Consider the following 22,194-nt stretch of genomic DNA (forward strand, 5'->3'; position numbering starts at 1 on the left):
CACAGAATATCAAATAATAGAATTTTCCATACACATCAAAGCTTCCAGCCATTACGATATTAGTCTAAAGTATTTATTTTCAAAAAAGCGATGCATATTAAATATATACACCGAGATACAACTCATTAATATTTCAAACCGCACATTTATTGAACAGGCTACTTCAGCACAAAAAAAGCACGGTATACATACCGTGCTTTTTGAAAAAATTTCACAACCAAGCTTGGTATCGTATTTTAGAGTGCTCACATCCGTCCGATACATCATGTAAACTACGTAAGGGTAGCCACTTATATCGAAGCCTAAATACAATTAAAGTCAGTTTTAAAAAGATTATAGCTATTGATTCACAGAGAGATCTCGTACTTTACACCAATGTGTGCCTTCGCCACGATCGACGTACCCAATCGTGACTTTTTTATTTGCCATAAATGCAGCTAAAGCGGTCGAATAAACCGTCATGCTATTGGTCCACAACTCACACGTAACACTCGAATTAGTAGGGTTAGGTCCTACGCGGCCACTGCCATTGATATGCAACCAAACACTGACTGAATCATCTGCGGTTTCATATACCCTGAACTTTGTTATGTTTACATCTGACACTGTCAAGCTTGTCGCATTAGAGACAAATGACGCAACAAAAATAATTACTATAAATAGATTTTTTAGCACTTGGTGCACCCTGTATATATCCAAAAATTAGATCAATTATATCAGAGTAAGGCCATTATCATATATATTAACCACCACTTACAAGATGAACCATTTTTAGTTTCTCGGTTTTTTTGAAACAACAAGCAACTCAGAACAAGTTACTTGTACAGTCTTGTGTCAGCACCATAGTGCTGTGAGAGATAATTAGAATCTAGTTCTTATCCGATATACCTAAATTTCAGACAAAAAAATAGCGCCTTCTGGCGCTATTTTTATGGGATTCTAAATTAGAATGGCATTTTCATACCAGGTGGTAGTTGCATTCCGCCTGTTACATCGGCCATTTTCTTCTCTGACGCTTCACCTACACGACGTACTGCGTCATTTACCGCTGCTGCCAGTAAGTCTTCAATCATATCTTTGTCGTCTTCCATTAGGCTCTCATCAATTTCAACACGACGCACATTGTGGCTACCTAACATAGTCACTTTAACTAGGCCAGCACCGGCTTCACCTGTTACTTCTAAATTTTTAATTTCGTCTTGGGCTTTTTGCATGCGCTCTTGCATTTGCTGCGCTTGCTTCATCATGTTACCCATTCCACCTTTAAACATAAACTTTCTCTCTTACATCAAATCAAAACTGGCTAAAAGATAAGGGCTATTGTAACGAATTACAACGCCTGAATCGTATTTTCATCAATGATCGCAGCAAATTCTTGTACGAACTGCACGACATTCTCATCTTGGTTAATAACATCCACAGCTTGCTGGTAGCGCTGTGCGTCTATTTTTTGTTGAATCAAAAACGGGGAATCTATTACGCCTGGGGAAAACACAATGTCTACCTCAACTTCATACCCGTATATTTCACTTAATGAAGCAATCAATTTCTGTCGTAAAATTGCGCTATCTAAGTGTTGCTGAGACGCATCTACATCCAACTTAATACTGTTATTTTCTTTATTAAAAATAGAATGTAACGCAAATTGTCGCATTCTACCACCAAGCCCCATTCGCTTAATTAAATGTGCCCATTCATCTTGTTGATGAGCAAAACGAATATCACTAATTGGACTGGTAAAATCTTCAGGTATTTCGACTGCTTGAGCAACTGGCTCTGGTTGCTCTGCCTTTTTCACAGGCGCTATTTGCTCTAATAGTTCCGGTGCTAAATTTTCAGTTTTCGCTTGATGCTTTTGCGCAAACGGAATTTTCTTTTCAGGTTTTTCAACAGTAACCGCGCGTTTATGCTTGTGTGTATGCGGCGCACTATGCGCCGTCGGCTTTTTTGGCTCTTCGCCTTTTGGCTGTAAAAGTTGCCCTGCCCCAGAAATATTGCGATTTTGCAATATTTTAGCAATTGCCGAATTCGCATTCGCTTGCTTAGCTTGTAAGGAGTCACCCTCTACCTGAGGCACTGTAGACGATTGAGTATTGTTATTGTCTGCAGGCTGCTGAGTACTCTGGGTATTTTGAGATTCACTAAACCCTAGCTCAACCGCTTTCGACATTAGCTCGCTGTATTCATTTGCAATATTCTGTTCTGCACTGTGTTCAGCGGGCTGGTCATTATTCTGTTCAATAAATGCCTTATCCAGCGCAGGGGTGGCTGCAAAGTTTTCAACTACGTCAGGTGCATTAGCTGACAACTCTGGAGAGTGCATATCAACTGTATTAACATTGTTAGATGTTGCTGATTCAAAAGCCGCAGCTTGGTTAACCGAGGTGTGCTCTATCACGCCATGTTCAGCGATTGCAGGTGCAGTGGCTTCATGCTGCGGTTGTTGCTCTGTTGTTAGTTGTTTCGTATGCTGATCAACTTGTGGCTGTATTACTTGAGATGCGGCTTGAGAGCCAGATACAGAGGGCTGTGGTGGTTGGCTTTGTTGTTTTGCTGGCTTATTAAATAACGCACGTAAATCACCTACCTTTGACTTACTTGTTGTGACTTGTTCTGTGGATGGTGTGCTTGATTGTGATATATCACTTTGTTCAAACGCCAACAAACGTAGCATCACCATTTCAAAACCCAGTTTTTGCTCTGGCGCCCATTTTAAGTCTTTTTTACCATTGAGTAATAATTGGTAAAACAGTTGTACTTGATGTGCATCAGTTTGCTGCATAATAGCGAGAACATCCGCTTCTTCAAATTGACTAAATTGCACGGCCTGAGGCACAAGCTGCGCTAATTGGATCACATGACATAGCGCAATTAAATCATCTAGCACACTAATGAAATTGCCATTTTTTACAGCTATATTTGCGACTTCAGTGAGTAATAACTCGCCGTCTTGACATAAAACAGCTGACAATAAGAGTAAAGCATGGCGGCTGTCCATCAGTCCGAGCATTTGTTGGACTGCAACCACATTTAAGTCACCATTGGTTTGTGCTATAGCTTGATCTGTTAAACTGAGGCCATCTCGCATACTGCCATCGGCTGCTTTGGCCAGTATTTGTAACGACTGCTCGTCAAAGGTCACGTTTTCTTGCGGCAAAATGTGCTCTAGTTGAGCAGTGATTTCACCTTGAGACAATGCATTTAAATTAAATTGCAAACATCGCGATAAAATCGTGACGGGCAACTTTTGTGGATCGGTTGTCGCCAATAAAAACTTAACGTGCTCAGGGGGCTCTTCAAGCGTTTTAAGCAATGCATTAAAACTATGCTTTGACAGCATATGTACTTCATCTATTAGATAAACCTTATATCGGCCTCTTGTCGGTGAGTATTGTACATTGTCTAAAATTTCCCGTGTATCTTCTACTTTTGTGCGTGACGCTGCATCAATTTCAATGAGGTCAATAAACTTACCAGCTTCGATATCTTGGCAGCTACTGCACTGTCCACACGGATTAGACGTGATCCCTTGATCACAATTAAGGCTTTTTGCAAAAATACGGGCGATGGTCGTTTTACCAACGCCTCGGGTCCCAGTGAATAAATAAGCGTGGTGCAACCTTTGCTCATTGAGTGCATTGACCAGTGCTTGCTTTACATGCGCTTGGCCAACTAATTGATGAAAGGTTTGTGGACGCCACTTTCGAGCTAGGACCTGATAACTCATATTATTCGCCTTCGTACTCGACCAACGTAAACACGTTAATACCAAGTTCTTTAATACGCTTCTCGCCACCAAGGCCCGGTAATGAGATAACAAACGCGCCATCCGTTGCCTTACCGCCTAAGCGCTCTACCAATTTAGCGGTTGCTTCAATTGTGCCACCTGTTGCTAGCAAGTCATCAACTAAGAGTACTTTATCACCCTCTACGATTGCATCAGTATGTAACTCTAAGGTGTCTTCACCGTATTCTAATTGGTAAGATTGACTGATCACTTCGCGTGGTAATTTGCCTGGCTTACGTACTGGAATAAATGGAATACCTAATGCGTACGATAAAGGCGCACCAAAAATAAAGCCGCGGGATTCTGTCCCTATTATTTTTGTAAACCCTTGCCCTTGATATTTCTCAATAAAGCAATCGATGGTTGCTTTAAGTGCTTCAGGGTTAGCGAGTAGCGTTGTTACATCGCGAAACATGATCCCAGGTTTAGGGTAATCTGGAATAGTTACAATACTGTCTGCAATTAAAGACAAATTAGCTTTCGTCATAATAAGGAACTTTGTTAAATAAATTATCAAAGAAGTGATTATAACAAGAATGGCTGAACATGAAATGCCCGTTGCTATGTTTATCAAATTAATACGTTTGAGTGCTCAAACAAACAACAAAAAAGGCTGCACATTGGCAGCCTTATGATATAAACAATGTGATTGGGTTTATGCGCTTAGGCTGATCCAACCTAAAATCCCATTTAAACACCCTACCACTGCAAACACCGCTAAAAATGCAAAAAAATATGTTGCATTAAATGGGTCTTTGAAATCACCTTCAGACATAGTAATTACCTTAATTTTTAGCACGACAAAACGCAGCACATGATAATCGATCTACTATAGTCAATAAAGATGTAAATGTTAGTTTTTTGACGCAACAACTCCTAAGTCGGCCATTGCACTGAGTGTTTGTTGTGCACCTACACTTAGCTGTTCATACGTAAACTGAGGAACCTGAGTCAATACTGCTTCAACTAACTTGGGCAGTACAATCCCTGAGTTTTGTTCTAACACGTTCAGCAGTAAAGCCGTCATCGGATTAGAAGAAATAAATGCCACTTCTTCATCTGCGTCCCGATATACCACAAAGTAATGGGGTTGCTCACTTGGCTGTTGTGGCACGAATTCCTCACTAATTTGATGAACCGCAAAGGTATAACTTAAGTTACGGGCGGTGTCTTTTAAGTATAAAGGCTGCGTCTGCCAATCACTTATTGCACAATAGTTGTCTGAACTTAGGCACACAGATACGTCAAGCTCTACCCATTCATAGTGCGCTAGTTCCAGCATAAAGACAGGGTCGTTCGGTGTCAGTTCATAACTATGCTGTAAAAACGATAAGAACTCTTGGCTAATCTCCAAAAAATAGGGACTCTGACAGTTATGTACAGTAAAAAATTGGCGTACTAATGCCAGCCAATCTTTACGCTCATACAGGCTTTTTAATACCGGAAACGCCGACGCAACAAAACCTTCAATATTATTAAAAAACAGCTCGTTATAAATTTTTATTCGCCGTTCAGACACATCTTTTGGCCGAGCAACTAATTCAGGGTTTCGAATGTGGGCCATAAATGCTTGTTGCACTTGAGCAAATGACATTATGCAACCCCTTTCGTATTAAGTTGTGCTTGGGTCTGCAAGCTGTGAATTTGATTTAATTCTCCCCTAAGCTCTACAATGTCGGGAATATTAAAGTCTCGTTCTAGTAAAGTGGGAAATACACCATGATATTGGTATGTTTTATCCAGTAAATCCCAAACCGGATCACAAACCGGTGCGCCGTGTGTATCAATAAGTAAATCTTCTGCTTCTACAAAATGTCCTGCCACATGCCCATACGCTATACGCGCTTGCGGCATTGCACGCATGAACTCAAGCGCATCATATTGATGGTTTATACTATTAACGTAAATGTTATTTACATCTAATAACAAGTCACAGTCTGCTTCTTCTAAAACAGCTAAAGTGAAGTCTTGCTCTGACATCTGTTGACCCGGCGCTGCATAGTACGAGACATTTTCTATTGCAATAGTTCGCTCTAAAATATCTTGTACCTGCCGAATACGACTCGCAACATGTGTTACCGCCTCCTCAGTAAAGGGAATCGGCATTAAGTCGTACATATGCCCGCTACCGGAACAGTAGCTAAGATGCTCACTGTAAAGCAGAATATTATGCTCATCAAAAAATGTTTTTAACTCTTTAACAAAAGCAACATCAAGAGCATTCGGTGACCCTAAAGACAGTGATAAACCATGACAAATAAACTGATGCCGCTGTGTTAATTGTTTAAACTGGCGACCAAACTTACCTCCCATCTTAAGCCAGTTTTCTGGTGCCACTTCAAAAAACTGCGCCTCAGACGGTGGAGAAAGTAAAAAGTCATCTAACATCTCTCGCCTTAAACCAAGGCCGACTTTTCCTAATTGGGACTGCAGCATCTTTTCTCCTTAATTGGGGCAGCCAGCGCTACCCCAGTGTTAATTTCTTAGTGTGAACCACCACATTTGCCTTCACCACACTTACCTTCTTTTTTACCTTTTGCGTCGCCACCACATTTGCCTTCGCCGCATTTACCTTCTTTTTTACCTTTTGCGTCGCCGCCACATTTACCTTCGCCGCATTTACCTTCTTTTTTACCTTTTGCGTCGCCGCCACATTTGCCTTCGCCGCATTTACCTTCTTTTTTACCTTTTGCGTCGCCACCACATTTGCCTTCGCCGCATTTACCTTCTTTTTTACCTTTTGCGTCGCCACCACATTTGCCTTCGCCGCATTTACCTTCTTTTTTACCTTTTGCGTCGCCACCACATTTGCCTTCGCCGCATTTACCTTCTTTTTTACCTTTTGCGTCGCCACCACATTTGCCTTCGCCGCATTTACCTTCTTTTTTACCTTTTGCGTCGCCACCACATTTGCCTTCGCCGCATTTACCTTCTTTTTTACCTTTTGCGTCGCCACCACATTTGCCTTCGCCGCATTTACCTTCTTTTTTACCTTTTGCGTCGCCACCACATTTGCCTTCGCCGCATTTACCTTCTTTTTTACCTTTTGCGTCGCCGCCACATTTACCTTCACCGCATTTACCTTCTCCAGCGTCTAACTGGTATCCCGCAGTCATTGTTTCAAATGCAAATGGGTTAGCGCTCGCCTCTGGAGCAGCTAAACTCGCAGTACCTACAACAACCGCACCTAGTGTTAATGCAATAGAGTTTTTCTTAATTGTGTTCATGCTGGATTCTCTCTGTGAAATAATTGATTCATTGAATAGACCATATGCCCTACTAAAATCTTTCACTAAAAACTCAAAAAAAGCAAATTTGTACTTAGAAACTTCTACAGAGTCGTTTAAAATGGCCGCCCTTTTGCTGTATGAAGTAACCTGATGAAACTAGTGTTAGCCCCTATGGAAGGCGTCGTCGATTTTAAAATGCGCCAGTTATTAACTGACATTGGCGGCTTTGATTTATGTGTCACTGAGTTCATTCGCGTTGTAGACCTAACGTTTCCACGACGCGTTTTCACTCGCTATTGCCCTGAGTTGCTCAATAAAGGTAAAACACGCGCTGGCACACCCGTTCGTATTCAGCTACTAGGGCAGGTACCACATGCTTTGGCGAATAATGCCCGAAAAGCCGTTATGCTTGGCTCTCATGGCATTGATTTAAATTTTGGTTGCCCAGCTAAAACGGTCAATAAAAGTAAAGGTGGGGCTGTTTTACTCAAAGAGCCAGAGCAAATGTATCAAATCATCAAAGCCGTACGTGACGCAGTACCAAGCGAACATCAAGTGAGTGCTAAGATCCGACTGGGTTTCGATGATGACAGTAACAGCAGCGAAATTATTGATGCCGTTGAAAGTGCTGGCGCATCTAGTTTAGCGATTCACGCCCGAACCAAAAAAGATGGCTACAAACCACCTGCTTATTGGGAAAAGATCCCTCCCTTATTATCAAGGCTCTCAATACCAGTTGTCGCAAATGGAGAAATTTGGCAAGTTGAAGATGCTTTCTTGTGCCAACAACGCAGTGGTTGTAAAGATTTGATGTTAGGACGAGGTGCGCTTGCAACACCTGATTTAGCGGCAAAAATTAAAGCTAAAATGCAAGGGTATGACTATACTCCGCTGCAATGGGAGCATATTATTTATCATATACTGCACTCATCTATGCACCAAGACCCAGCGTCTAACGAGAAATACTTTTCATCCAGAACAAAGCAATGGTTAGGCTATTTGAAGCGTCAATACCCACAAGCCCATGAGTTATTTGATGAAATTAAAACCTTAAAAGCCAAACAAGATGTTGTGAATGTGTTAGAAAAATACGCAAAACAGCCAAGTATTGATTCAAATCATAATATAATTGACTAAAGCTGATGATAATAGTTGTTCACAGGAGAGCAACTATGAATACAGAACAAACTGGAAACTATCAACTTCAATTGAAGAATGAGCTTGAGTTCGTTCGCAATCGGTTTTTATTGGAACTAAAGCAATCAAAGCATCCATATACAGGGGAGCTCGCGCTAGTATTAGAACAAAACGCGCCCGCAGATTGGCTTGACCTTATTGCAAGTAAAGTGACTCCTGAACAATTTCCACGTTACCAACGGTTAGTGCAATTAGAAGCGGCGCTGTGCCAAATCGACATTGGTCAATTTGGCTATTGCTGTGACTGTGAAGTACCACTAACATACGAAGAACTCAAAAAGGATGCGGCTACTCAGCGATGCCACCAATGCCAATCTAAAGTGAGTTAAAGCCAGCAATGTTCGCCAAAGAGAAAACACTGCCTGGGTATAAGAGCACACTTTCAATCAGTGCTGCTGTTTGCTCATCAACGAGTTTTATCCGCGCTTGCAAAGTAACACTCGCCTGCTTGTGTGACCAACCTTGATAATGAATCCCGAGGTCAATCTCCATTAATGCCAAAATCAAGTGTTTTGTATCTGGTTTAATACTGAATGCGCAGTGGCGTGCCGTTTCAGGTAAATTGATATAACTATCAATCCAATTTAACCCATTTATCAGCTCGCAGTGCGCTTGCAAATAGTGCAGTGTAAAATGCCTTCCATTACTATCATCGATATCAATCGAACTCTTTTTTCCTTGACTCGCCAGTGCTTGTTGAATTGCATTAAGCGTTTTACTAGGTGCCTTAGTAAGGCCGTAGTAGTAATTTAGCTTACTTTGGTACCATTCTTTGCCATTTGGCAATTGATACAAACCTAGGGCTGTTCTGGGCTTATATGTGTCTAAATACGTTTCTAACGAAACTATTGATCCTACCTGAGGCGTTGTCGTCGTAATATATTGCAATAGCCTGTCACGTTCATAGCGAGATAAATAAATTTTACTGTCTATCGCTTTCTGCAATCGCGTCTGTACTAAGTGTGACCACGCAGCTAATTTTTCATTGTTCGTGCCTAAGTTTTCGAGCATATTGACTTGCACAGGCCAAGGTAAAAAACGCTCAGGATAGCGTTCCTGAATTTGAAGAAATTCGAGTTCTTGTTGCTGTGCTTGCGTCAACACATCAACAGCAACCGATCCATACAAATGATGCCGGCGCGCTAAGTAAGCCTCACTAAATGGTAACGTAATGATGTCATCCGTCTTTGTATGGCCATCAAGTACGCGATTGTTCGCTTTAAGCTCATTGCGTACATCATTAAAAGACAAAGACGCAGGTGTATGAGCATCACAGCCGACTAAGAGCATCAAGGTTGTTAAAAGGTAGGTAATTTTAGGGTTCATAATATTATCGAATTAAAACAGAGCCAATAAAAAAGCCCCTTTCGGGGCTTCTATTTCTAGATCTTTACGCCTTTGCGTTGTGCCTTGTCTTTAATAAACGTAGCCCAACCTCTTGCAAACTTGCGAGTTCTAGGATCTTCTTGTGCTTTAACAATAGACTGGTATGCTTTTTTGTATTTTTCTTGATACAAATAAGCTTCAGCCAAATCTGAGTATGTCATCCCTTTCTTATTAGTGCCTAATTCTAGTGCCTTATTCAGTTTTTTAACTGCAGCACTATATTTTTGCTTAGAAAGTAAAAGACTACCCGCTTTCCTATAAAGTTCAGCATCATCGTCAAACTTTGCTGCTTCTTCATAGTACTTAGCTGCACTAATCAAGTTTTTAGCTTGGTGAAAGTAACTAGCAACCGCCGTTACATTCTTTTTAACACGCTCAATCTTCCCTTCTTTGATTGCTTTTTCAAACACAATCGCCGCTTTATAAGGAATTTCGTTTAAAGAATAGTAACTACCTAAGATCTTGTAGTGGTTTTCTTTTTCAAAATAGCCTTTTTTATACGCTATTTCCATCACAGTCTGCCCTTTACTATATTGTTCAGTCTGCATGTAAAAAGAACCCAAACGAGTCCACATCTGCGGATCTTCAGGGAATAACTTAACGAGAGTTTCACCAACTTTAACTGCTTCTTGATACTGCTTAAGCTCAAAGAACGCCCCAATCTTTATCATATGATATTGTTTGTTAGGTTCTTTTTCTAGCTCAATAGCTTTATCTGCAGGCTCAACAACTTTGTTGTATTGCTTAAGTTCATAATAGCCCTGAGCAATACGCGCATACACTTTACTGTCTTCTTCTCCAGTAAAGTCCATCCAGTCATTGTACGATTTAATCGCATCGTTAAACTTACCAGTACCAGCTAATAAGTCACCTAGTAACTTATATAAGTCAGCTTGATCTTTGAAGTTCAGTGCATCAGGCGCAATCGCTAAACGACCATATTTGATCGCTTCAGCATAGTTCTCTTTTTGCGCATACATGCTACCTAGATAGCGATTAACCGTTGCTTTATCAAAATCACTTGAAGGCTCCAGCTCTTTCAGCAATGCGATTGCTTCATCAACTTTATCTTCGTTGTACAAGTCAAAAGCTTTAACCACTTTTTTACCTGTACGTTCACCCATGATTTTGGTTTTGGCGTTTTTACGTTCTTCAATCTTAGCATAATCAGGTGCTGCAACAGCAGCTGTGCTGTAAACAGTACCCGATAAAGACATAAGTAAAGCAAGAGCTGTAGCTTTCTTTAAGTGCGTCATTTCTTGCCTCCTTAATCTTGGTTAAGTTTAAAGTCAAGTTGAACAGTTAACCCTGGCTGTACCAGTGGCTTTCCATCAACAATTTTAGGTCGGTATTTCCACTTACGTAACGCTCTAATCGCTTCACGATTAAATATACGCTTTGGCTCTGCGGCAATAACTTTTACGTCATCAACGCCACCAAGCTCGTTAATTGTAAATGAAAGTTGTACCCAACCTTCTTTACCATCACGCGCAGCTTGTGTTGGGTACTTAGGCTCAATTCGAACGATAGGTGTAGCATCACCATCGCGTCCAAATGCACCAGGACCACTAAGACCACCAGCTGTTCCCCCTAAGTTGATGCTAGGCATGTTAAAGCCAATAGCACCTGCTGCAGGGTTTGCATTTTCAGGTTGAGGCGGCTGCGGTTTAGGCGGCTGCTTCGGTGGAGGTGGCGGTGGAGGCGGAACACGTTTCCGCTCCTGCACCTCTGATTCAGGCGGATTCGTCAAAATTTCGACAACTATCTGCTCTTTTTGCTCATTTGATCTATCGGCACCGCCGGAGATCAAATAAGACATAAAAAAGAACAAGCCGAAAGTAACTGCCCCACCTGCAATCAGTGAAAACAGAAAACGAATCATTACTTAGCTCCAGCGATTGAAATCTTAAGGCCGTCATCAGTCGCCTTGATTTGGTCCATTACCTTCACAACTACACCGTGTTTAGCACCTTTATCCGCTTGGATAATGATGGTTTCAGTCGGTTGTTCTGCAATGATACTTTCAAGGTTCGCACTAACACGCTCAACATCTACTTGACGCTTATCCATCCAAATCTCACCATTTTCACGGATAGCGATAAAGACATTAGCATTCTTGGTCTGTTGAGCTTGAGCAGCCTTAGGCTTCTTAACTTCAATACCTGCTTCTTTCACGAAAGAAGTGGTAACGATGAAGAAGATCAGCATGATGAATACGATGTCTAGCATCGGTGTCATATCTACTGCTGCTTCTTCGTCTTCACGAAAACGTTGTTTACGTGCCATATTTATTTCTCTCTCTAGTGATGTGGCAGACTGTCCACAAGGCTTGCTTTAGCCATTTTCGCTCTTGCTTCAAGGCGAGTGCTAAAGAAAACACCTGACAGTGCCGCAACCATTCCAGCCATCGTTGGTACCGTTGCCATTGAAATACCTGATGCCATCAAACGTGCGTTACCAGTACCTTGGGTAGCCATAGTTTCAAAAACTGTGATCATACCTGTTACGGTTCCTAGTAAGCCTATTAATGGACACATAGCTACCAATGTTTTGATAATCAACATACGCTCATCTAATTTCTCAGACGCTTCAGAAATCCATGCATCACGAATTCTGTGTGCGTACCAAGACGTTGTGTCTTGGCGGGCGTCCCACTTAGCTACAATATCCGCTTTCATTCTCGGGTATTCAGCAAGTAGGAACCAATAGCGCTCTATCATTAAAACCCACATAAGAAAGAGTGCTATCGCGACCACGTATAATACTTGGCCGCCTGTGCCAACAAAATCCCTGATAGATTCCCAGGTCTCCATCAGGACTAGCATTAGGCTTTCTCCTTCTCCGCATGTGCTGCAACGATGCCAGCACTTTGCTCGTCAAGGATATGTAGTACAGATTTACTACGACCTGAAACGATAGCGTGTAATAGGATTAGAGGTAGAGCAGCAATCAGACCTAGTGCTGTAGTTACTAGCGCTAGAGAGATGTTACCTGCCATGATTTTCGGGTCACCAGTACCAAATAACGTGATTGATTCAAACGTCATGATCATACCTACAACCGTACCTAGTAGACCTAGTAAAGGTGCAATAGCTGCAAGAATCTTGATAATGTTGATACCAGCTTCTACACGTGGTGTTTCACGTAAAATAGCTTCATCAAGCTTAAGCTCAAGGTTTTCAACGTCTTGGTTCTTGTTATCTTGGTAAACTTTCAAGATACGACCAAGCGGGTTGTTTGCGTTAGGTGTATTGATGTTTTTCATTTGCGCTTTCATTTTGCCGCCAACGATCATTAAATCAATAAAGCGAACTAGCGCTAACAACGCACCAATAATAAGTAATACAGTAATGATATAACCAACTGTATCACCCTGATGCCAACGCTCTTCAACTGTTGCACGCTGTGTGTTCAAACGTAAAATTGAACCACGAGTCGGGTCAACATAAAACTTAGCATATGAACCAGCTGAAGTACCTAGTAGTTCATTAACTTGATTTAGTACGTATCCATCAGGTTGTTTACCTAAAGGTACGATTGCTTTATTTGCCGCATCGTATAGTACATAACCGTCTTTCGTTACAAGGTTGAAGTTACCAACACGAGTTACTTGCTTAACCTTCACTTCACCACTTAACTCAGCAACTTGCGCTTCAAAAGTAGAAACTTTTGCAGATTCAGTCATCTCAGTTTGGAAAGCAATCCAAAGCTCTTCTAACTCACGAGTAGTCGGAAGCTCTTTTGCTGCTGCTAATGAACGAAGTACTTCAGCACGACCTGGTTTTTCAGCACTTACTAAAGACGCTTCAATTGAACCAATTGCTTCTGATGCAGAACGACGAACAACACCGAACATCTCACCAAGCGTACCCGTTGCGTTGTTTAGTTCAACTTCTTTCTCAGCAAGTGTAATTTCGTTTTGCTTGAATTCTTTGTTTAAACGAACGCCACGTGCTTTTTCAGCAGCTAGTTCGCGCTTCGCTTTGTTAAACAAAGCTTGCTTATCAGCACGTGCTGATAAGAACTCTTGCTCACGTTTCTTGTTGATATTACCTTCAGAAATACGCGACTGCTTAACTTCTTGAAGGATTTTGTCTAGTGCTTCTGTGTTTGCATGTGCGTTAAGCGCGGCACCTGCAGAAACAGATAGTGCTGCAGCAACTGCAAAACCTTTAAATAGTTTCTTCATTTTTATATTACTCCGCGCCAAAGATTGGTAATGCAACAAGATCTGGGGCTGCCTGATTACGAGCGATACGGATCATATCTTTAATCGGCTTAAGGTATTCTTCACCTAATGCATCCCACTGCTTTGAATCGTTGTTCCATACCCAAGCGTGCTTCATATCAAATGATTGAGCAACGTAGGCAATACGCCCTAAGCGCGCGAAGTCAACGTTAATATTCTTTCCGCTGATTTCTAAAGAACCTTGTGATGCAGCAATACCTGAACTGTAACCAGTTTCAATTGTATATGCATCTAGAACTTGGCGGAACTTCTCAGAAGTCGTTACTTTTGAGTTAGAAAGTAATCCGCGTAGTTTTTCAACTCGACCCATACGAGTTTCAGTATCAAACGGAACGTCCGCTTTGATGAATTGCTCAAGCGTATCGATCATGCGATACATCAAAGGCACAACGTCTTGTTTGGTCTTTTCGATAGTTCCGATTTGACGGTCGAAAGATTCGATACCTGCACGTTGGTCCATAACCAAACGTTCAACGTGATCATTATAAACTTTAAGAAGTTCTGTTTCGTCTACAACACTGCGATATTCGCCGACCAATTCTTGCGTCTGACCGAAAATGTTGTCGATTTTTTCTTGAGACTTTTGAGCAGCCTTTTGAGTTTGTTGACCTACTTTTTGTACGTCGTTCAAAGGATCTGCAATCACATTGCTGCTTGCAAATGCTGTAGCACCTAAAAGTGCTGTAGCTACAAGACTCTTTCTGATTTTAACAGACATAGTTCCCAACCAATTAAGTAATGTTACTTTTATAATTTTATCACTCTTTAAAAGAGCAACCCTGATATCTTTTAACAGATATCAACTGTCCAATAATGCTAAATGCAAGTCCATGTGTCAACTTCACGGGCAAAACAATTTTTGTTGACAATAAAAAATAAACTCGATAGAAAACAAAAAATTAACAATGATTTTCTACCCCAGCGCCTGTAGCCGTTGATTATAAAGCACTTAACCAATCTTCTTTACAATTTATTACAACCGTACAAAATATTGTAATGGATATATTATTTTGGTAAATTTTACATGCAACCCATTGATTTTAAAAGGGTCAAAATGTTAACTCCAAAAAAATTATTGCAATTTATTCACCAACAAACGTTGAGTGCTTCAAACGACTAAAAAACGAGCTTATTCTTTACTTGATTTCGCTATTTGAACCTCAATTTCCGTGAGGAATTTAGCAACATGAAGCCCATCCATAAGGCCATGATGGACTTCGATATTTAACGGTATTGTATTAGTTATAGAATCATATTTCCCAAATACAAATTTTGGAATGCCATTTTCTACGTCTCTTGCTGTACGGGCATGGCTAAAACTGGAAAACTTAAACCAAGGCAAAATGGAAACATACGCCTGGTTTAAATCAGTGGACCTTGACAAAAAAGCATCATTAATCAAGGACTGTTTTGAATGGAATTGTTGTGCGAGCGCCGTACTGTGAGAGAACGCGAATAAGTCGGTGCCCTTATTCAATGGCACAAAGCGAAAGGTCTCGTCATCATTTAAAAACACCGTACTCAAAACCACATCATCAGTCACCACCACCGTATCACCCACAATTCGATAGCGCATGGGCTCATAAGCATCTATCGCTCGTGACAAACAATATAAATAACAGTGTGAAAACGGCACTTTGCGCGCTTTCGACCACGCGTGTAACTTACCAAGCTCTAATTCAACTGTTATATTAAAAAACGGCTCCGAAAACGCTTGATAAAATCTAAAGTGGTCTGCTCTAGGCCATGTTTTCATATTCAAAGTTTTCAATACTCATCACTCTCACATAAAAAAGGCATGCCAGAGCATGCCTTATCATTTTTCATTGAAATTATAGTGTATCGATTATAAACCGTTTGCTATTATCTCTTGTGCCAATTCATCCGCAATAATGTGAGTAGACTTTTGTTCAGACTCAGAGCGAGTAAAAATCTCTGCTAATGTCTCAAAAATGCCTTCAACATGCTTAGTTGCAAGTGCTTCATCGTACCCTTGTGGTTGGGTTTCATAAAACACATTAATGATACCCCCAGCGTTAATCACATAATCAGGTGCGTACAACACGCCTTTTTCACGTAATATCTCACCATGTCGAGACTCTGCAAGCTGGTTATTAGCGCAGCCTGCAATGATATTCGCTTTAATTCTCGGAATAGTTTCATCATTTACCGTTGCGCCTAAAGCACATGGAGCGTAAACATCCACATCAAGGTCGTAAATCTCATCGATACCAACAGCAGTTGCACCAAAATCAGTTACCACTCTATCAACGGACGCCATATTTATGTCTGTCACGAACAACTCTGCGCCCGCCTCATGTAAGTGCTTACACAAGCCATAAGCAACCGCACCAAGCCCTTGTACTGCGACTTTAACACCCGCTAAATCTTGATGTCCATGCTTATGCTGATATGCCGCTTTGATCCCTAAAAACGTACCTAGAGCAGTAAATGGTGATGGGTTACCACTTTTACCTTCAAGACCTAATACATAATTAGTTTCTTGATTCATAACCATTACATCACCGGTAGTAATGTTAACATCTTCTGCTGAATAATAGCTGCCACCTAAACGCTCAAGGTGTCTGCCAAAAGCCTTAAATAGTGCATCCGACTTAATTGTCTTAGCATCACCTATAATGACTGATTTTCCGCCACCAAATGGTAAACGAGCGACCGCATTTTTATACGTCATTCCCTTTGACAGGCGCAGTACATCATACACCGCATCTTCATCTTCTGCATAATCCCACAAGCGGCAACCGCCTACGGCAGGACCTAGCTTAGTGCTATGTACTGCTATAATGGCTTTTAAGCCTGACGCCTCATCGGCACAAAACACCACTTGTTCATGGTTATCAAATTCAACTTGGTTAAAAACAGCCACTTTATAGTTCTCCGAAATTTTTGCCCCATTGGGGTGAGTAGCGCTGAAACTGGCAAAACTCTATCACTATCTGTTTGGTGTTACTAGGAAATGAGATGATCAACCTACAATTGCTTGCATATTTAAATTGTTATTTTAAATATATCCAAAAATAGAGGTAAATAATTCAATATTTATTTAAATAACAACTTATACAGTTAAAATATCTTAATTATCAGCAAGGACCCTTTACGTAAACGTAAAGCTCGACCCCAATGTACAGATATAATTACAAAAAAACCGCATTGAAGTGACCTTCTATGCGGTTATGATTAAACTGTTAATAAGTTTATTTTAACTTACTGTCTAACTCTTCTATTTTTGCTTTCCAGATTGCAGGGCCTTGTTCATGCGCGTTGGCACCAGTGCTATCTACCGCAACAGTTACCGGCATATCTTCTACTTCAAATTCATAGATAGCTTCCATTCCCAAATCTTCAAAAGCAACGACCCGCGCTTTTTTTATTGCCTTCGCAACCAAGTATGCAGCACCACCGACAGCCATTAAATACACTGATTTATTTTGTTTAATTGATTCAACGGTCGCAGGACCTCGTTCTGCTTTACCAATCATACCAACAATGCCAGTACTTTCGAGCATCAAGTCAGTGAATTTATCCATACGCGTTGCCGTTGTTGGACCAGCTGGGCCCACTGCTTCATCACCGACAGCATCAACAGGGCCTACGTAATAAATAAATTTATTATTGAAGTCTACATTTTTAGGTAAACCTTCACCAGAGTTGATCATGTCTTGTAAACGTTTGTGTGCAGCATCACGGCCCGTTAAAATTTTGCCTGAAAGTAATACTGTCTCACCCATTTTCCAGTCATGGGTATCTTCTTTTGTCAGCGTATCAAGGTTAACGCGACGCGTATCTTCACCCACTTCCCATGTCACTTCTGGCCAATCTTCTAGTTTTGGCGCTTTTAAATCTGCAGGTCCTGAACCATCGAGCGTAAAGTGTACATGGCGTGTAGCTGCACAATTTGGGATCATAACCACAGGTTTTGATGCCGCATGGGTAGGCGCTGTTTTGATTTTTATATCAACCACTGTTGTTAGCCCACCAAGACCTTGAGCACCGATCCCTAGTTTGTTCGCTCGCTCGAAAATCTCTAGACGCAATTTTTCTTCTGCTGTTTCAGCGCCTCGAGCTTGTAATTCATGAATATCAACCGGATCCATCAGCGATTCTTTTGCCAGTACAGCGGCCTTTTCCGCAGTACCACCAATACCTATTCCTAACATACCCGGTGGGCACCAACCCGCCCCCATTGTTGGCAGTGTTTTTTCAACCCATGCAGCCACATCATCTGATGGGTTAAGCATTACCATTTTTGTTTTATTTTCTGAACCACCACCTTTCGCGGCAATCATTACTTCCACTTCAGCGCCAGCCACCATATCAATGTGCACAACCGATGGTGTATTGTCTTTGGTGTTTTTACGACTTCCTGCAGGGTCTGCTACAATAGAAGCACGCAGAGGATTGTCTGGATTTAAATATGCGCGACGAGTACCTTCATCAACCATTTGTTGAACAGTTAAATCCGTTTGATCCCATTTCACATCCATGCCAACTTTAACAAAACAGGTCACGATACCTGTATCTTGACACAGCGGGCGTTTGCCTTCTGCAGACATGCGAGAATTTATCAAAATTTGCGCTATAGCATCTTTTGCAGCTTTACTTTCTTCTTTGTGATAAGCCTTCTCTAATGCTTGAACAAAATCCAACGGGTGATAAAAAGAGATATATTGCAAAGCATCTTCAATACTGTCGATGAAATCTTGCTGACGGATCATACTCATGACGGTTCCTTAATTTGTGCTATTAACCACAATAGTCAATAACAGAATACATCTAGACGATAATGACGGTTTACAGTGACCCTTGGGTGACTGTAGAAAACGAGATAAGTATGATACCCTCCCCGCCCGTTTCGGGCTAGTTTTCAGGTTCAAGTAAATGATAAATGAGCAAATCAATTGTAAAAAATTAGATATATCACTCTCCACTGTGGCACTTTTTGAGCAATTTGCCCACTTACCATACGCAATTTTGCTCGATTCTAGTCATGCTCAACATGAAAATAGTCGCTATGACATTATCAGCATTAACCCGACACATATACTTGAAGCCAAATCTCAAGCAATTTTTCTAGATGGAAATAAAATAGAATTAAATTGGTTCGAGGCCATGAATACCCACTTAAATATGTTATCTAAACAGCCCGCGCCATTTGAATTGCCATTTTCAGGCGGTTGGTTAGGTTATTTTGGTTATGATTTAGGCCGTTATATAGAACGAGTGCCTGAATCAGCACAACAAGATATTGCGTTACCTGATATGGTCGTTGGCCTCTACCTAGATGCGTTGATCAAAGATAACTTAACGGATACTTGGTATTATGTGTCGCAACCAAACGTCGATAACTTATCCGATTACTTCGACTTATCTACACCGACAAACAGCACTGAGAGTAACAACGACTTCTCATTAAACAGCGATTGGACATCGAACCTTACACAACAAGAATACTTTGATAAATTTTCACACATTCAAGCTTACTTAAAAAGTGGTGACTGTTATCAGATTAATCTCGCACAACGCTTCAGTGCACAATACTCTGGCAATCCCTGGGCAGCATATAAACGCTTGCAAACTCAAAATAAAGCCCCCTTTTCTGCCTATATTAATTTGCCTTATGGCGCAGTTTTATCGGTATCACCAGAACGGTTTTTGCTCGTTAATCACAACAAAGTTGAATCAAAACCTATCAAAGGTACTCTACCCAGACTTGCAAACGCCGATGCCGATCGCCAACAAGCCATAACACTGCAAAATAGTGCGAAAGATCGTGCTGAGAATGTGATGATTGTCGACTTATTAAGAAATGATCTTGGTAAGGTTGCTCGGCCTGGCTCCGTATCTGTCCCCAAACTGTTTGCTATTGAGAGCTTCCCCGCGGTGCATCACTTAGTAAGTACCGTTACCAGTGAACTTGCACAAGGAAAAACCGCGGTTGATCAATTATATGCAGCATTCCCTGGAGGGTCGATAACAGGCGCACCAAAAATTAGAGCCATGGAAATCATCGAAGAGCTAGAGCCGCACCGACGCAGTGTATATTGTGGTTCAATTGGCTATTTAAGTGCATGTGGTCGAATGGATACATCCATTACCATCAGAACACTAATATGCCACAACAATACAATATTTTGTTGGGCCGGTGGCGGAATTGTTGCTGATTCGGAAGCTGATTTAGAATATCAAGAAACTTTTCATAAAGTACAAAAAATCTTACCTATACTTAGTAAACAATAAATCTCGTTTGGAGAAACAGTGAAACTATCTGATGTTATTGCCAGATTTCATATTCATGCTGATACAACAAGCGACCATCAACCACATACCAGCGTTCGTGACAGCGCCATTTTGTTACCTTTAATTGAAGAACACGGTGAAGCTGCTTTACTATTTTGCAAACGCCCCGCTTATCTGGCACATCACCCAAGTCAAATTTGTTTTCCTGGGGGCAAAGTAGAACCCAGTGACAAATCAAAAACACACACGGCCGTGCGAGAAACACAAGAAGAGCTGGGAATAGAATCACAATACATAAACACCATAGGTCAGCTCAACGAACACAATACTTTAACAGGATTTTGTATTAGACCTATCGTGGCAACACTTGAAAAACATGCCATATGGCATACTAAAAGTGCTGAAGTTGATCATGCTTTTACCATCAAACTCTCACACCTGATAGACCATAATAACTGGCAAACTATGCATGTTGAATATGCCGGTAAGTCACGTCAAATGGACGGCTTTTTAACTCCATATGGTCTCCTATGGGGAGCAACCGCCAGTGTCGTTAAAAACTTTGTTAAATTGGTTGAGTAAGCATAATAAATTCATAATTGAACTGGTTACAATTATGCATTTTAAAGTTATGATGTGCGCCCGTTCAAAGGCAATGTTGAGTATAAATTATGATTAGTGCATTCGATATGTTTAGTATCGGTATTGGACCTTCGTCGTCGCATACCGTCGGTCCAATGCGCGCGTCTCGTTTATTCGTACAAGATTTACAATCTAAAGGAATGATCGAAGACGTTACTGCTGTTAAAGTCGAGCTATACGGCTCATTAGGTCAAACTGGTATTGGCCACGGTTCAGGTAAAGCGGTTATTTTAGGTCTTGCAGGTTATGATCCTGAGACCATCGACGCTGATGCTGTTCCATCTATCTTAGATCAAATCGAAAAAGAACAAGTGATCTACTTAGATAAAACCCACAAAGCAGCTTTTCCTAAGCAAGGCGCCATCGTATTTCACCGTAGAAAAACCCTTCCAAAGCACTCTAACGCAATGGAAATTGTTGCTTTTAATGGTGACGAACGTCTGCATAGCCAAGTATATTATTCAATCGGCGGTGGCTTCATTGTAACTGACGAACAGTTTGACTGTGAAAAGCAAGCGGCGCTAGATATTAGAGAACAAAACCCTGCTCCTTACCTATTTGAAAATGCAGCTGAACTCCTTGCTTTATGTAAAGACTCAGGCCTGAGTGTTTCATCTTTAATGATGGCAAATGAAAAAACATTGCGTACACAGGCAGAAATCAAAGCTGAATTGTTTAATATCTGGGAAGTCATGAAAGCGTGTATCGAGCGCGGTATGAGAACCGAAGGTATTTTACCTGGTGGCTTAAAAGTTAAGCGTCGAGCACCTAGTCTGTATTTAAAGCTCAATGTAGAAAACAGTAATGATCCATTACGGGCCATGGACTGGGTTGATTTGTTTGCCCTTGCCGTTAATGAAGAAAATGCTGCTGGCGGCCGTGTTGTAACAGCTCCGACCAATGGTGCCGCCGGTATTTTACCATCAGTATTAATGTACTATCACACATTTATTCGAGAAGTTGACGAAGAAATTGCCACCCGTTACTTACTGACAGCTGCAGCAATTGGTATTTTATACAAAAAAAATGCCTCTATTTCTGGTGCAGAAGTAGGCTGCCAAGGTGAAGTCGGCGTTGCGTGCTCAATGGCCGCAGGCGCATTAACAGAAATTATGGGCGGCAATGTCGTACATGTTGAAAATGCTGCAGAGATTGGTATGGAACACAATTTAGGCTTAACCTGCGACCCTGTTGGTGGTTTAGTGCAAGTACCTTGTATCGAACGAAATGCGATGGGCGCCGTCAAAGCCATCAACGCCTCTCGACTTGCCATTAGAGGTACTGGTGACCAAAAGGTATCGCTCGATAAAGTCATTAAAACCATGCTAGATACTGGTAATGACATGAAGACAAAATATAAAGAAACAGCCCGCGGTGGATTGGCTGTGAATATTATCGAGTGTTAAAGTCGCCAATGTAACATTCTGATTGACCCAAGCTCAATC

Annotated in this window: 22 protein-coding genes; 5 read left to right on the top strand and 17 right to left on the bottom strand. The window is 41.2% G+C overall.

The window, feature by feature from the left end; translation table 11 throughout:
* Positions 1–339: 339 nt before the first annotated feature.
* The 7 genes from PAUR_RS11845 to PAUR_RS24035 all read right to left on the bottom strand — a co-directional run bounded on the left by PAUR_RS11845 (position 340) and on the right by PAUR_RS24035 (position 7,014).
* The gene (locus PAUR_RS11845) at positions 340–675 is read right to left on the bottom strand and encodes a hypothetical protein (RefSeq protein ID WP_192507947.1); all 336 of its coding nucleotides are present in this window, start codon (positions 673–675) and stop codon (positions 340–342) included.
* 269 nt (positions 676–944) lie between these two features.
* On the bottom strand, positions 945–1,271 hold the full coding sequence (locus PAUR_RS11850) for a YbaB/EbfC family nucleoid-associated protein (RefSeq protein WP_010365021.1): 327 nt from the start codon (positions 1,269–1,271) through the stop codon (positions 945–947).
* Between the two features lie 59 nt (positions 1,272–1,330).
* The gene (gene dnaX, locus PAUR_RS11855; RefSeq protein WP_192507948.1) at positions 1,331–3,727 is read right to left on the bottom strand and encodes a DNA polymerase III subunit gamma/tau; all 2,397 of its coding nucleotides are present in this window, start codon (positions 3,725–3,727) and stop codon (positions 1,331–1,333) included.
* A 1-nt stretch (position 3,728) separates the two neighbouring features.
* Positions 3,729–4,274: an adenine phosphoribosyltransferase gene (apt, locus tag PAUR_RS11860; protein ID WP_192507949.1), complete on the bottom strand. Its 546-nt coding sequence runs from the start codon at positions 4,272–4,274 to the stop codon at positions 3,729–3,731.
* A gap of 366 nt (positions 4,275–4,640) precedes the next feature.
* Positions 4,641–5,381, bottom strand: a complete 741-nt coding sequence (locus tag PAUR_RS11865; protein WP_192507950.1) for an HvfC family RiPP maturation protein — start codon at positions 5,379–5,381, stop codon at positions 4,641–4,643.
* On the bottom strand, positions 5,381–6,223 hold the full coding sequence (locus PAUR_RS11870) for an HvfB family MNIO-type RiPP peptide maturase (RefSeq protein WP_192507951.1): 843 nt from the start codon (positions 6,221–6,223) through the stop codon (positions 5,381–5,383). Before PAUR_RS11870 ends, PAUR_RS11865 begins: the two co-directional genes overlap by 1 nt.
* A gap of 47 nt (positions 6,224–6,270) precedes the next feature.
* A complete protein-coding gene (locus tag PAUR_RS24035; RefSeq protein ID WP_450091387.1) occupies positions 6,271–7,014 on the bottom strand; it encodes an HvfA family oxazolone/thioamide-modified RiPP metallophore in 744 nt (247 codons plus the stop codon).
* A 153-nt stretch (positions 7,015–7,167) separates the two neighbouring features.
* Between PAUR_RS24035 and PAUR_RS11880 the strand changes: the two genes are divergently transcribed.
* Both PAUR_RS11880 and PAUR_RS11885 read left to right on the top strand, forming a co-directional pair.
* Complete coding sequence (locus PAUR_RS11880; protein WP_192507952.1) at positions 7,168–8,154, top strand: tRNA-dihydrouridine synthase; 987 nt, start codon at positions 7,168–7,170, stop codon at positions 8,152–8,154.
* 35 nt (positions 8,155–8,189) lie between these two features.
* A complete protein-coding gene (locus PAUR_RS11885) occupies positions 8,190–8,543 on the top strand; it encodes a conjugal transfer protein TraR (protein ID WP_192507953.1) in 354 nt (117 codons plus the stop codon).
* Here PAUR_RS11885 and PAUR_RS11890 read toward each other — a convergent pair.
* The 10 genes from PAUR_RS11890 to PAUR_RS11935 form a co-directional block, all read right to left on the bottom strand.
* Positions 8,530–9,540, bottom strand: a complete 1,011-nt coding sequence (locus PAUR_RS11890; protein ID WP_192507954.1) for a hypothetical protein — start codon at positions 9,538–9,540, stop codon at positions 8,530–8,532. The two genes, PAUR_RS11885 and PAUR_RS11890, sit on opposite strands and share 14 nt — an antisense overlap.
* A 56-nt stretch (positions 9,541–9,596) precedes the next feature.
* On the bottom strand, positions 9,597–10,856 hold the full coding sequence (locus PAUR_RS11895) for a tetratricopeptide repeat protein (protein ID WP_192507955.1): 1,260 nt from the start codon (positions 10,854–10,856) through the stop codon (positions 9,597–9,599).
* An 11-nt stretch (positions 10,857–10,867) separates the two neighbouring features.
* Entirely contained in the window at positions 10,868–11,482 is a 615-nt protein-coding gene (locus PAUR_RS11900) for an energy transducer TonB (protein WP_192507956.1), read from the bottom strand.
* A complete protein-coding gene (locus PAUR_RS11905; RefSeq protein WP_192507957.1) occupies positions 11,482–11,886 on the bottom strand; it encodes an ExbD/TolR family protein in 405 nt (134 codons plus the stop codon). Before PAUR_RS11905 ends, PAUR_RS11900 begins: the two co-directional genes overlap by 1 nt.
* 14 nt (positions 11,887–11,900) lie before the next feature.
* Positions 11,901–12,425: a MotA/TolQ/ExbB proton channel family protein gene (locus tag PAUR_RS11910; RefSeq protein ID WP_138593585.1), complete on the bottom strand. Its 525-nt coding sequence runs from the start codon at positions 12,423–12,425 to the stop codon at positions 11,901–11,903.
* Positions 12,425–13,789, bottom strand: coding sequence for a MotA/TolQ/ExbB proton channel family protein (locus PAUR_RS11915; RefSeq protein WP_192507958.1), 1,365 nt, complete (start codon positions 13,787–13,789; stop codon positions 12,425–12,427). Before PAUR_RS11915 ends, PAUR_RS11910 begins: the two co-directional genes overlap by 1 nt.
* 7 nt (positions 13,790–13,796) lie before the next feature.
* Positions 13,797–14,567 carry a DUF3450 domain-containing protein gene (locus PAUR_RS11920; RefSeq protein ID WP_192507959.1) on the bottom strand — a complete coding sequence of 257 codons (771 nt, stop codon included), beginning with the start codon at positions 14,565–14,567 and terminating at the stop codon, positions 13,797–13,799.
* 411 nt (positions 14,568–14,978) lie between these two features.
* Positions 14,979–15,605 carry a CatA-like O-acetyltransferase gene (locus PAUR_RS11925; protein ID WP_192507960.1) on the bottom strand — a complete coding sequence of 209 codons (627 nt, stop codon included), beginning with the start codon at positions 15,603–15,605 and terminating at the stop codon, positions 14,979–14,981.
* A gap of 90 nt (positions 15,606–15,695) precedes the next feature.
* Positions 15,696–16,736 carry a Leu/Phe/Val dehydrogenase gene (locus PAUR_RS11930; protein ID WP_192507961.1) on the bottom strand — a complete coding sequence of 347 codons (1,041 nt, stop codon included), beginning with the start codon at positions 16,734–16,736 and terminating at the stop codon, positions 15,696–15,698.
* Positions 16,737–17,064: 328 nt separating this feature from the next.
* Positions 17,065–18,591, bottom strand: coding sequence for a fumarate hydratase (locus PAUR_RS11935; protein WP_192507962.1), 1,527 nt, complete (start codon positions 18,589–18,591; stop codon positions 17,065–17,067).
* A gap of 157 nt (positions 18,592–18,748) precedes the next feature.
* On the opposite strand from PAUR_RS11935, the gene pabB reads away from it, so the two are divergent.
* The 3 genes from pabB to PAUR_RS11950 all read left to right on the top strand — a co-directional run bounded on the left by pabB (position 18,749) and on the right by PAUR_RS11950 (position 22,155).
* Positions 18,749–20,107 carry an aminodeoxychorismate synthase component I gene (gene pabB / locus PAUR_RS11940; RefSeq protein ID WP_192507963.1) on the top strand — a complete coding sequence of 453 codons (1,359 nt, stop codon included), beginning with the start codon at positions 18,749–18,751 and terminating at the stop codon, positions 20,105–20,107.
* An 18-nt stretch (positions 20,108–20,125) separates the two neighbouring features.
* Complete coding sequence (locus PAUR_RS11945; protein ID WP_192507964.1) at positions 20,126–20,689, top strand: NUDIX hydrolase; 564 nt, start codon at positions 20,126–20,128, stop codon at positions 20,687–20,689.
* An 89-nt stretch (positions 20,690–20,778) separates the two neighbouring features.
* The gene (locus tag PAUR_RS11950) at positions 20,779–22,155 is read left to right on the top strand and encodes an L-serine ammonia-lyase (protein WP_192507965.1); all 1,377 of its coding nucleotides are present in this window, start codon (positions 20,779–20,781) and stop codon (positions 22,153–22,155) included.
* Positions 22,156–22,194 lie beyond the last annotated feature (39 nt).

Source organism: Pseudoalteromonas aurantia 208 (assembly GCF_014858725.1).
Lineage (GTDB): Bacteria > Pseudomonadota > Gammaproteobacteria > Enterobacterales > Alteromonadaceae > Pseudoalteromonas > Pseudoalteromonas aurantia.

Excerpts from the sequence above, each read along its gene's own strand:
- PAUR_RS11925 (WP_192507960.1), bottom strand. The coding sequence starts at position 15,605 with ATGAAAACATGGCCTAGAGCAGACCACTTTAGATTTTATCAAGCGTTT.
- PAUR_RS11870 (WP_192507951.1), bottom strand. The coding sequence starts at position 6,223 with ATGCTGCAGTCCCAATTAGGAAAAGTCGGCCTTGGTTTAAGGCGAGAG.
- apt (WP_192507949.1), bottom strand. The coding sequence starts at position 4,274 with ATGACGAAAGCTAATTTGTCTTTAATTGCAGACAGTATTGTAACTATT.
- dnaX (WP_192507948.1), bottom strand. The coding sequence starts at position 3,727 with ATGAGTTATCAGGTCCTAGCTCGAAAGTGGCGTCCACAAACCTTTCAT.
- PAUR_RS24035 (WP_450091387.1), bottom strand. The coding sequence starts at position 7,014 with ATGAACACAATTAAGAAAAACTCTATTGCATTAACACTAGGTGCGGTT.
- PAUR_RS11900 (WP_192507956.1), bottom strand. The coding sequence starts at position 11,482 with ATGATTCGTTTTCTGTTTTCACTGATTGCAGGTGGGGCAGTTACTTTC.
- PAUR_RS11850 (WP_010365021.1), bottom strand. The coding sequence starts at position 1,271 with ATGTTTAAAGGTGGAATGGGTAACATGATGAAGCAAGCGCAGCAAATG.
- PAUR_RS11910 (WP_138593585.1), bottom strand. The coding sequence starts at position 12,425 with ATGCTAGTCCTGATGGAGACCTGGGAATCTATCAGGGATTTTGTTGGC.
- PAUR_RS11880 (WP_192507952.1), top strand. The coding sequence starts at position 7,168 with ATGAAACTAGTGTTAGCCCCTATGGAAGGCGTCGTCGATTTTAAAATG.
- PAUR_RS11890 (WP_192507954.1), bottom strand. The coding sequence starts at position 9,540 with ATGAACCCTAAAATTACCTACCTTTTAACAACCTTGATGCTCTTAGTC.
- PAUR_RS11885 (WP_192507953.1), top strand. The coding sequence starts at position 8,190 with ATGAATACAGAACAAACTGGAAACTATCAACTTCAATTGAAGAATGAG.
- PAUR_RS11915 (WP_192507958.1), bottom strand. The coding sequence starts at position 13,789 with ATGAAGAAACTATTTAAAGGTTTTGCAGTTGCTGCAGCACTATCTGTT.
- PAUR_RS11920 (WP_192507959.1), bottom strand. The coding sequence starts at position 14,567 with ATGTCTGTTAAAATCAGAAAGAGTCTTGTAGCTACAGCACTTTTAGGT.
- PAUR_RS11895 (WP_192507955.1), bottom strand. The coding sequence starts at position 10,856 with ATGACGCACTTAAAGAAAGCTACAGCTCTTGCTTTACTTATGTCTTTA.
- PAUR_RS11865 (WP_192507950.1), bottom strand. The coding sequence starts at position 5,381 with ATGTCATTTGCTCAAGTGCAACAAGCATTTATGGCCCACATTCGAAAC.
- PAUR_RS11905 (WP_192507957.1), bottom strand. The coding sequence starts at position 11,886 with ATGGCACGTAAACAACGTTTTCGTGAAGACGAAGAAGCAGCAGTAGAT.
- PAUR_RS11950 (WP_192507965.1), top strand. The coding sequence starts at position 20,779 with ATGATTAGTGCATTCGATATGTTTAGTATCGGTATTGGACCTTCGTCG.
- pabB (WP_192507963.1), top strand. The coding sequence starts at position 18,749 with ATGATAAATGAGCAAATCAATTGTAAAAAATTAGATATATCACTCTCC.
- PAUR_RS11935 (WP_192507962.1), bottom strand. The coding sequence starts at position 18,591 with ATGAGTATGATCCGTCAGCAAGATTTCATCGACAGTATTGAAGATGCT.